We start from the raw sequence: 12,291 nt of genomic DNA, 5'->3' as shown, positions 1-12,291 counted from the left end.
TAATCAGGATGTCCTGACCTATCTTTCCAGTGTAGGCGGAATCAGTAACCTGACCAATACCGACGTCTACCTTCGGAGCGAGACTGTGTATGGTTCTTTCAACGTACCCAAACCAGGTTCAGGATCTCATTATGTGTTGATGAATAGCAACATCACGATTGCTGACGGGGCAACTGCCACCATCGCCCCAGGGGTAGATATTTATTCGAAGTCTTACAGTGATCAGCTATCGGTCAGTGGTACATTGATTGCCAAAGGGACACCTACCGACTCAATCCGGTTTGTGGGCTTTGCCAATCCGTCCAACTCAGTTTCCTCCCATGGAGGACAGATTCTATTCCCCAACAATAACAACTCAGAACTGGAGTATGTCGTAGTCGATCGGTGGGGGGATCTTCAGTATTATGGCAGTGCTATATCCAATTATTCCTCAACGCTTAAAATCGCCAATTCGATTATTCGCAACAGTGAGAATATGGGCATTTATAACGGCGGTAGCTCACCAACAATTACCTCCTCAAGTATATACGGAAACGTAACAGGTATTTATAATGCTAGCGGAAAACCCATACTTCAGAGTAACAAAATTTATAGTAATTCAGACTATGGAATAAATAACGCTGGTAGCGATACGCTCGATGCCCGGAGTACATATTGGGGTACACCATCAGGCCCTTATCATGCAACGTTGAATTCAACTGGTACGGGGAATAAGGTGTCGGATAAAGTGCTGTTTGTACCTTGGATAGAGCAGTTAATTCAGGTAGATCAATCGGTCAATTTTCCTGAAATTGCGAATAAATATGTAGATGAGCCTGTCGTACTCAATGCTACGGCAACGTCTGGTCTGCCAGTAAGCTATACGATTACTACAGTGCCTGTTTCTGGCGTAGCATCTCTCACTGGAACTACAATAACCTTCTCTGGAACAGTTGGACAGGTAACGGTTACAGCCTCTCAAGCTGGGAATGAATATTTTAAACCTGCCGAAGCACAGCGAACATTTAGTGTTTCAAAGCGTAGTCAATATATTTCCTTGACTCCAGTTTCGCCAAAAACATTTGGAGATGCACCTTTCAGTCTGACGGCCACGGCAACATCAGGTTTACCAGTCACATTCAGTGTTGTTTCTGGGCCTGCAACATTGGATGGAAACACAATTACACTAACAGCAGCAGGTACGGTCCTTATTGAGGCAAGGCAGGTCGGCAACAACGTATACGACCCGGCTAGCCCAATCCAGCAAAGCTTTTTGGTTTATGAACGGCTCCCTGATCTGGCGGTAAAAGATGTTAGTTCCAATAAGACCGTCGTAGGTCTAAGTGATACCGTTACGGTTTCCTGGAACATTTCGAATGATGGAATTGCCGCTTCTCCAATCAATTGGACAGAGCGTATTTATGTACAGTCTCCATCTGGCATAAATCGCTCCTTCCTTAAAGATATTACTTATTCAACGAGCAGTTCATTAGCTATTGGTCAAAGTATTTCCAGAAGTAGCACGGTTACAGTTCCATCCAATCTACTGGTTGGAGACGAGGCTGTTTTTGTTGTCGAAGTAGTCCCTGGCCCCACAGTTCAGGAAACACCGGGCACGCAGGCCAATAATATCGCTATTCAGCCAACTCCGTGGACAATTCAAAAAGGGCTTTTCCTCTCGCTGTCTGCGAACGAAATAACCGAAGGCAATACCACTGGAATTACGGCAACTGTAAGCAGAACGGGGTCAGTTTCAGCTGAACTTACCGTAACGGTTAGCCTTACGAACTCGGCCAGACTTACCTATCCGACCTCTGTAGTTATTCCGGCGGGTTATTCCAGCATATCTTTCGCAATTGCGGCTCCAGATAACACAACAGTCGAAGGGCAGACAACGGATCAGGTACAAGTTTCAGCATCCGGTTATCAGGGTGCTCAGGCTGGACTGGTAATTATCGATAACGACTTACCGGCATTATCGATAACCAATCTGCCAGCAAGTAGTATGGAGGGAGATACGGTCAAATTTAGAGTAGCGACCAATCTTGCCCCAACCAGTCCTTTAACGGTTTTCCTACAATCCAGTAGCCCAACTCGTTTCCCCGCTCCTGCGTCTGTCACGATTGCCGCTGGTGCCCTTTATGCTGATGTATCTATCATTTTAGCACAGGATGACATTCCTGAACTTGATCTTGACGTTACTCTTTCTGCGGGCGCTGCAAACCATACTCCAGACAGCAAAACGATAGTGATAACGGATGATGATTTCCCTCATCTGGAACTAGTACTACAGACGAATGCCATTTCTGAAGCGGCAGGTCTGAATGCTACTCAGGCTACCCTCCGGCGAACTCCATCAAGCAATTCGCTCGCTTTTACAGCCAATTTATCGGCAAGCCTGCCCAATACGCTTATATTGCCTGGCGCCATTTCATTGGCAGCAGGCGAAAATGAGAAAACGTTTACGATCGGTGTAGTTAATAACACCGTAGTTGATGGCCAGCGCCAGGTCGAAATCAACGCTTCTTTATTTGTGTCGTCCTGTGGTTGTAATGCACCCCCGACTTCTTCTGGTTCGGTTTCGGCTACGCTTACCGTGAATGATGACGACGGTCCATCGCTGCTATTGACCGTGTCGCAGCAAACACTGCCAGAAGGGGTGGCCAATGCAGGCTCATTGCGTATCGCACGAAACACAGCCACAACAGATGCACTTTCTGTAACGCTTGTCTCCTCCGACGTAACCGAAGCGACCGTTCCAGCTACTGTTGAGATACCGGCAGGTCAGTCGTTTGTCGATGTCAATATTACGACACTGGACGATAGTATAACAGATGGCAATCAGCAAGTATATTTCACGGCAACTGCACCCGGTTTCTCTTCAGGTTCAATCTGGGTAATCGTTACAGATCTGAATAAGCCGGATTTGCAGATTCCGACGCTTCAATTAAGTAGCAACAGTGTACCGGCATCATCAACCGTCACCTACCAGGTTTCAATAAAGAACACCGGTTCAGCAACTGCACCAAGCGGAACATTGGTCCGTGGGTATTTATCAGTAGATAATACAATCGACGCGTCGGACGTACTGATTTCTGAAAGCTTGCTCGGCGAAGCCATTCCTGCTGGCCAAACCAAGGTATTTGCCAGCTCGTTTAAAGCGCCGGATGCGCCAGGAGTATATAAAGTGCTGTTCTGGGTAAACCCGACTGCGACCCTGACAGAACTTCTACTTACAAATAACGTATCTGACCCGGCCAGTCTCACGGTTGAGCCAGCCTACACGGCAACGGCTCAGATAGGCCCAACTTATTTTATGCAGGGGAATAGCATGTCTATTACTGGAACTGCAACAAGAAGCAATGGTGCAACAGTTGCCAACGCACAGGTTGAGGTGTACGTGATCACTAAAGGCATCAGACGGCAAGTGTTAACGCTGGCAAATGCTTCGGGTAATTATTCGGTGCAGTTCACTCCGCTTGCCAGCGAATCAGGACATTATATAGTTGGAGCAAGCTTTCCGGGTTTAAATCAGACAACGGAACAGGATGCGTTTGATATTCTTGGTGTTCGCATTAATGGTGGAACTAGTGCTCAGTTTAAAACTACACTGAACGAACCATTGACCGGGGCTTTGTCAGTAGAAAACCTGAGCGATAAAAGCCTGACCAATTTTACACTGGCCCCACTAGCATTGCCCAACGGAGCGTCTATCCAATTCGCGACTTTGCCGACGTTAGCAGGCAACGCGTCAGCGAATCTTGGCTACACGGTTGTAGGATCAGCCTTAACCAATGGAAATAACTTTGAAACAGCACGTTTCCAGGCAAAATCAGATGAAGGAGTTATTCAAAACGCAAACGTCTATTATTACTGCCAGGCAGCCAATGGCTATATTGTTGCTAATGTTTCGACTATCCAGGCCGTTGTTTCGCAAAGCTCAGGCGAACGCCGGGTAGAAATTAAACTGGTCAATAAAGGGAAAGGAGTAACTGGGCCTATAACGCTCAGTCTTCCCCAGACAAATTGGCTCAATAGCGTTACCGCCCAAACTTTACCATCTCTGGCGTCCGGAGATTCGACTACCGTAATCCTGAAATTTCTTGCTTTGGCTGAGGTTCCATTTAACTATCCTATAACGGGAAGCATCGGAATCAATTCGACAAATGCTAACTCAGTCTCTATTCCCTTTACCTTCCAAAAGGTTTCCGAATCGGCAGGAACAGCGCGGATTACGGTGACAGACCAATTTACCTATTATACAGACGGGGGTCCCAAAGTAGCCGGTGCGCTGGTCAGGATTACAAACTATTTTACGGGTGAGTTGTATGCGGAAGGAAGTAGCGATGCAAATGGAGTTTTTGTTGCCTCTAATGTCCCCGAAGGAAAACATCGTATTACTGTAGAAAAAGATAAGCATACACCTTATAGCAATGTCCTGGAAATCACTCCAGGCAGCACAGTCGAATCTACTGTATTCCTGAATTACCAGGCCATAACGTTCAGTTGGACTGTAGTACCCACGGCTGTGCAGGATCAATATACCGTTGTGCTCGAGGCCAAGTACGAGACGAACGTGCCGGCACCCGTAGTTACCATGGACATGCCGAAAACGATGCCTCACCTGGCGACAGGGCAGGAATATCTCTTTAACATTGTTCTCACAAATCACGGGCTCATAACCGCACAACAGGTAACCTTAACGCTACCAACAACAGACCCCGAATACGAATTTGTGACGAATTATACCCCGTCCGACCTCCTTGCGAATCAGAGCATTCAGGTTCCGGTAATCATGCGCAGACGAAACGGAGCAACTAGCCCAGGGCCGAACGAGGCTCCCTGTGTAGGCTTCGTTGGTGTGTCGTATTCGTATAGATTAAATGCAACAACCAACTTAGGGGATAAAACCGGTGCCTCATTTATCTACGAAAGCCGCGATTGCGGCCCAGGAACAGGTACTGTAGTAGTTGGAGGATCAACAGTAACACCTGAGCAATACAATGCACTCTACGACGCATGGTCAGCTGGGATTGCCGGTATTGAGACAACAGGGGGCGATGCGCCTTGCGCTAATTGCACTGGGTCAGCACCATCGGGAGGGACGGCAGATCCGACTCCTCCAGTTGAGCAACAGAAAACAAGTTGTGTGGCCTGTATCGCCGATATAAGCACCGCCATAACAGGATGCACTCCAGCAAGTAACGTAGCCAGCATACTGGCATGTTATACGAGTGTAACACTCACGGGAGCCGGTCATGATAAAGGAACCGGATTAATAAACTGCGCGGCTAATGGATCAGCTGGCTTTGTAGCGGGCAAGGTGCCTGGCAGTGGGCAAGTGCTTTGTGTAAGTGGCGTACTGAGTGCCATTCAAACGTGTGATAATACGGACGGTCAATTTGCGGTTTTCGACGAAATCTCCGCTAATCTGCAGGTGGTAGTGAATGGCTATAATGCGGTAAATAATTGGATGTCTCAGTATTTTGGTGACCTGATCACTAAAGAAGGATGGACAGCTTTGTTTCCGCTGGTCAGCACCTACCTTAATGATCAAACGCCTATTCCTGCAAATGCTCAAAGTAGTATTATTTCGGCAATGGCCGGTTATGACATATCGTCATCTGCACTCTCGGCATTTTTTACCCGCTGGAATACATCGCTGGAGGCCAAAGCGCAAAATGTCCTTGCGCCTAACAGTACGTATCCCAATATCATCAATTGGACTCTGGTTGATGGTTATGTTGCGGCTTTGATCGAAGCACATAATCACGCTGTCAGCAGAGGCTTTAAAACCGTTGATGATATGCACAAAGAGTCGATAAAATCGCTCAATACAATCATTGATAATCAAAAAAATGACATTTGTGCCTCTGTATCCGTTCAATTCACCCAGAAGTTGACCATGACGCGGGAAGCGTTTTTGGGAACACTGGAAATTTTCAATGGACACCCTACGGATGCAATGAAGATGATCGCGGTTAATCTGCAGATCACGGATGCCAGCGGAACACCAAGTAATGGGCTTTTTGAAATTCAAACCCAAAGCTTTAACAACCTGGCAAACGTAACGGGTTCTGGACAGATTAGCGCCCAGCAACGAGGATCGGTTACCTATCTCTTTATCCCCCAACCTGACGCAGCGCCACAAGCGCCAACTATTTACAAATTCGGGGGATCGGTAACCTATTTTGACCCTTATGCCAAGGCAACGGTTACGATACCATTAATACCTGTTCCGATTACGGTCAATCCGAGCCCGAGCCTGATGCTCCACTATTTCATGCAACGAAATATTTTGGGCGACGATGCACTTACCTCCCCTGACATAGAACCTTCGATTCCTGCCGAGTTAGCGGTAATGATTGAAAATAAAGGATACGGTCAGGCAACCAATGTGACTATTTCATCGGCCAAGCCTGAAGTTGTAGACAATGCGTCAGGTCTGGCAATTGATTTCAATCTGGTTGGTACTAAGTTCAAAGGTCAATCCCAAAATCTGAGTCTCACAGATATTCCGTTTGGTAATATTCCTGCTTTAGAAACACGGGTTGGAGAATGGTACTTTACCAGTACGCTACTTGGAAAATTTGTGAGCTATTCGGCTAATGTTGTCCATAACAATAGTTACGGAAACTCAAAATTGAGCCTGATACAAGGTGTGAAACTGCACGAACTAACAAAGAGTATCCGCCTTTACGGTAACCTTGAAGATGGTATTAATGACTTCCTGGTAAACGACATTTTTGATGTCGATGATCAGCCAGACATTATTTATTTCTCTCAGGGCAACAGAACCGCCAAGGTAAATACGGCTTCAGGCGGAAGCTTTGACTCGCCCGTATCGGCACCGTCATTTACAAATACACTGACAGTAACGCCATCTGATACCGGATTCAATTATATCAAACTCAATGATCCGGGCAACAGACTTTACGAGCTTGTTAGTGTAACCCGCAGCGATGGACAGGTAATTCCGCTGGATAATGCCTGGCTTACCTTTGTTACATTGCCGGTAGCCAGATCGCCGATTTATGAAAATAAGTTTCACATCGTAGATCGCTTTACCTCTGCGGGGCCCGCCACGTATACTGTAGTGTGGAAGCCTGTCGATGTAAATGTGCCAAAAGTAGACAGCATAACTGGCGTTCCAGCTCAGTCAGCATCAGCCCAGGTAACTAATCTCAAGGTCTACTTCAGTAAGCCAATCAATCCGGCTACGTTTACCTATCAGGATTTGAGTCTTACTTTCCAGGGTGGTCAGAACATCATCAATTCATCTGTCGTAATTACCCAGATTGATCCGACCACTTTCAATGTAGATCTGTCTGCGATTACCACCGGAAACGGGAATTATCTCTTTACTGTTCAGGCTGCCAATGTTGAAGACATATATGGAATTTCGGGAACTGTAGGTAAGCAGGTTAGTTGGTCACAGTTTATGGGTGTCCCATTTGTCCAGGCTTTTCAGGGCATTCCTGCAAACCACAAAGCATCCTCTTACAGCACTATTCAATTACTGTTCAATTTACCTATCGACGTTGCGACTGTAACGCCAGCAAGGTTTACTATCTATAAGAATGGTGTTTTGCAGGCCGGCTCATTAGCTATTGATTCGGTAAGCTCAGATCATAAACTATTCCGCTTGTCTGGTTTGCAAACTATGTTAACCCAGAATGGTATCTACGAATTGAGGGTAGACCTCCCCAATATAAAGTCGGAAAACCATATTGCAGGGGTACAAACACAGTCAGTGGTGCTCACAGTCGACAATGCAGGGCCGGTGGTATTGCTTTTAGAAAAATCAACCCAAGGAGGTATTGATTCTCAGCACGTCCCGTTCGTAAATATTACGTTCGATGAAGGAGTGGTAGGTCTAAATACAGCTGCGTTTCAATTGACAAGAAATGGTGAAGTAGTACCGATTACGAGTACTATGCTAAGTTTTGTTGATGCAAAAAACTGGAAGGCAGGAAACTTCGGACTACTTACTTATCCAGAAGGTAATTATACATTCTCAGTAAATCTTGGAAATGTCATTGACAGTACCGGAAATGCGGGAGTGGGTACTCAGCAGATTTCCTGGATCGTGAACCGATCTTCTTCCGTTAGCTTTACTGGCCTGGCAAGTAGTTATTGTAGTACTGCAACCTCCCAAACACTTGTTGGGGCGCCTTCAGGCGGTGTATTCAGTGGACCTGGTATTACAGGAAATACGTTTAATCCTTCTGTGGCAGGAGCGGGTACGCATACGATTACATATACTAAAGATGGGCAGCCTGTTTCTCAAACGACAACGGTTTATTCCGTACCTGAATTGGCCATCAGTCCAAGTTCAGCAACGTTGACATGTGCCAGTCCAACGGTGAGTCTGTCAGCTATTGGTAGCGGAAGTCTATTATGGTCGAACGGGCAGACGACTCCGTCGATTTCCGTCAGCCTGGCAGGCACTTATTCAGTTACTCTGACAAGTGCTACCGGCTGTACGGCCACGTCCAGTATAGTAATTGGCGGAGACCGTAACATAGGCGTTGCCAGTATCCTTCCGAGCCTGACTGTCCTAACCTGCGCCACTCCGACAACCAGTTTAACCGCTACGGGTGGAAATACGTATAAGTGGAGTACAGGAGCCAATGGTGCTGTGCTAACCGTGAGCCCCACTATTACCACCACTTATTCGGTCACTGCCACGGGAGCCAACGGCTGTACCGCCGTGGCTAGCCGCACCATTGAGGTCGATAAGACGGTACCGACCGCATGGCTAGCAGCCAGCCAGACAGCTGTTACCTGTGATTCGCCAGTGGCCTCACTAACCGCGTCGGCCGCAGCCAGTTACCGATGGAGTACCGGTGAGACTACAGCAGCCATCAGTGTAGCGCCTACTACGGCCACCACCTATTCGGTCACTCTAACAGGGACTAACAGTTGCACCGCCGTGGTCAACTATACAATTGCAGTTGATAAGACACCGCCAACCCCAGCGATTGTTACCAGTCGAACTTTGGTGAGTTGCAACACGCCATCGGTTAGTTTGACAGCCAGCGGAGGCTCCAGTTACAAGTGGAGCACAGGAGCCACTGGATCTGTACTGACGGTGAGTCCAGCCACCACCACTACCTACTCGGTCACCGTGATCGGAGCTAACGGCTGTACTGCTGTGGCCACCCAACTCATTCAGGTCGATAAGACAGTACCAATTGCGTCTCTACTGGCTAGCGCCACAGCAATTACCTGTGCTACGCCAACAGTCTCCCTAACCGCTTCGGGAGGGGTCAGCTACAAATGGAGTACGGGTGAAACTAGTGAAACGGTGAGTGTGAGCCCGCTAACCACCACTACCTACTCAGTCACGGTAATAGGAGCAAACGGGTGTGCAACCGTGGCCGCTCGCACAATCAACGTTAATCAGACGCCACCTGTGGCAACTCTAACGGCTAGCCAGACAATCCTCAACTGTACTAATCCAACAGCCTCGCTGAGTGCGTCAGGGGGCGTCAGCTACCTGTGGAGCACTGGCGAGACCACGGCTGCCATTAATGTCGCCCCTACCACGGCCACCACCTATTCGGTGACCGTCACAGGAGCCAACGGTTGCTTAGCTGTAGCTACGCGTAGTATCGCAGTGGATCAGACCCTGCCCACGCCAGCGATTGCGACCAACCGTACTTTAGTCGGCTGTATCAGTCCAACCGTTAGTTTGACGGTCAGTGGAGGGACTAGCTACAAGTGGAGCACAGGAGCTACTACTTCAGTTATAACGACGAGTCCCACCACGACCACCACCTATTCGGTGACCGTCACAGGAAGCAATGGCTGTAAAGCGGTGGCTACTCAACTCATTGAGGTCGATAAAACCCCACCTACCGCGTCGCTACTGGCCAGCGCTACTGCAATTACCTGCGCTTCGTCAACAGTCTCCCTAACCGCTTCGGGAGGGGTCAGCTACAAATGGAGCACGGGCGAAACCACCGATACCGTGACGGTAAGCCCGCTCACCACCACGGCCTATGCCGTGACCGTGACCGCAGAAAACGGATGTAGCAGTGTACTCAAACGCAGCATCGGTGTCAACCAGACAAGCCCATCGGTCACCCTGACGGCCAGTCGGACAGTGGTCAGTTGTACCTACCCGACAGCCACCCTGACGGCTGGCTCAGCGGCCAGCTACCTCTGGAGTACAGGAGAAACCACCCGATCCATCAGTGTCACACCCACCACAGCCACCACCTACTCGGTCACGCTGACAGGGGCCAATGGCTGCACGGCGGTGGCGAGTGACAGCATCACCGTGAGTCAAACTCTGCCCACACCGGTTATTGTAGCCAATCGCACTTTAGTCGGCTGTACCACCCAAACCGCCAGTTTGACGGTTAGTGGGGGGGTCAACTACAAATGGAGCAATGGCTCTACGCTCACTGTCCAGACGGTGAATCCCACCACGACCACCACCTATTCGGTGACCGTCACGGGAAGCAATGGCTGTAAGGCGGTGGCTACTCAACTCATTGAGGTCGATAAAACCCCACCTACCGCGTCGCTACTGGCCAGCGCTACTGCAATTACCTGCGCTTCGTCAACAGTCTCCCTAACCGCTTCGGGAGGGGTCAGCTACAAATGGAGCACGGGCGAAACCACCGATACCGTGACGGTAAGCCCGCTCACCACCACGGCCTATGCCGTGACCGTGACCGCAGAAAACGGATGTAGCAGTGTACTCAAACGCAGCATCGGTGTCAACCAGACAAGCCCATCGGTCACCCTGACGGCCAGTCGGACAGTGGTCAGTTGTACCTACCCGACAGCCACCCTGACGGCTGGCTCAGCGGCCAGCTACCTCTGGAGTACAGGAGAAACCACCCGATCCATCAGTGTCACGCCCACCACAGCCACCACCTACTCGGTCACGCTGACAGGGGCCAATGGCTGCACGGCGGTGGCGAGTGACAGCATCACCGTGAGTCAAACTCCGCCCACACCGGTTATTGTAGCCAATCGCACTTTAGTCGGCTGTACCACCCAAACCGCCAGTTTGACGGTTAGTGGGGGGGTCAACTACAAATGGAGCAATGGCTCTACGCTCACTGTCCAGACGGTGAATCCCACCACGACCACCACCTATTCGGTGACCGTCACGGGAAGCAATGGCTGTAAGGCGGTGGCTACTCAACTCATTGAGGTCGATAAAACCCCACCTACCGCGTCGCTACTGGCCAGCGCTACCGTCTGCGAAGGAACGGACTATGATCTGTTGGCCACTGCCACCGGTGGTAAGGCTCCTTATACCTATAGCTGGAGTGTTCCAGGTGGTCAAGGGAGTACCTTACCGATTTCTACCAGCGGCTTGAGCCTGACTACTATCACCACCCGTACCTACTCGGTGACAGTCATTGGGGCCAATAATTGTGTCTCTAACAAAGCTAGTTTCGTACTTACTATCAATCCATCGGCTAAATTAACGCAGCAACCCGTCTCGGGTTCGTCTGTATGTGCAGGTACAACGGTAGTTGCTAGTGTGTTGGCCGTAGGTCGCAACCTGACTTATGCGTGGATGAAAAGTGGTAGTACTACTGTCTTATCGACTTCCCGCACTCTGACACTACCGTCGGTTACAGTCGCCAGCGAGGGCTCGTATTATGCAGTAGTCTCCTCGGATTGTGGCTCGGTCAGTTCCAACTTGTTTACCCTGACGATCAATCCGGCTACTCAGCTTATGGCTCAACCTGCCAGTGCGACTGTTGCGGCTGGTCAGTCGTTTACTACCAGTGTGGCGGCTAGCGGAAGCAGCTTAAGTTACCAATGGTATTATGGTGGAACCACGGTACTTAACGATCAAAATTCGGCCACACTGACTATAGCCGGGGTCACTCCAGCTAATGCAGGGTTGTATACGTGCCGGATCAGTGGACTGTGTGGCAATGTGGTATCTCAGGCCGCCAAACTAACAGTGAGTAGCGCGCAGTCTCGTTTAGGTGCAAGTGAGCCCGTTAATACATTGGCCTTCACAGTCTCGGCTTACCCCAACCCAACTTCAGACAAGGTAGTGGTTCGAGTAGATGGGGGAGGCAAACAGCCCACTATAAAACTCCGGCTGTATGATGTGTCGGCACATAAGCTGGGAGATTGGCTGGTTGAGCTGGAGAACGGTCAGGGAGAGACAACTCTGAACTTAGGAAATCTACCAACCGGACTCTACCTGCTGGAAGCCCAGGGAGATAAAGAAGTAATTATCAAACGATTGCAAAAACAGTAATAGACGGTACCTGGCGTATCTAGCAAAACAGAGGCTATAGTTATAGTCTCTGCTTTGCTAGA

General features: G+C 49.2%; 1 protein-coding gene. It reads left to right on the top strand.

What is annotated here, in order from left to right; translation table 11 throughout:
* Window positions 1-139 precede the first annotated feature (139 nt).
* On the top strand, window positions 140-12,229 hold the full coding sequence (locus GO755_RS24170; RefSeq protein ID WP_227687062.1) for a T9SS type A sorting domain-containing protein: 12,090 nt from the start codon (window positions 140-142) through the stop codon (window positions 12,227-12,229).
* Window positions 12,230-12,291: the final 62 nt, after the last annotated feature.

Origin of the sequence: Spirosoma arboris (assembly GCF_009754945.1) — a bacterium.
In the GTDB taxonomy this organism is placed as follows: domain Bacteria; phylum Bacteroidota; class Bacteroidia; order Cytophagales; family Spirosomataceae; genus Spirosoma; species Spirosoma arboris.
The sequence above is the reverse complement of the archived record's forward strand: the minus strand, read 5'-3'. Positions and strand labels throughout refer to the sequence as shown.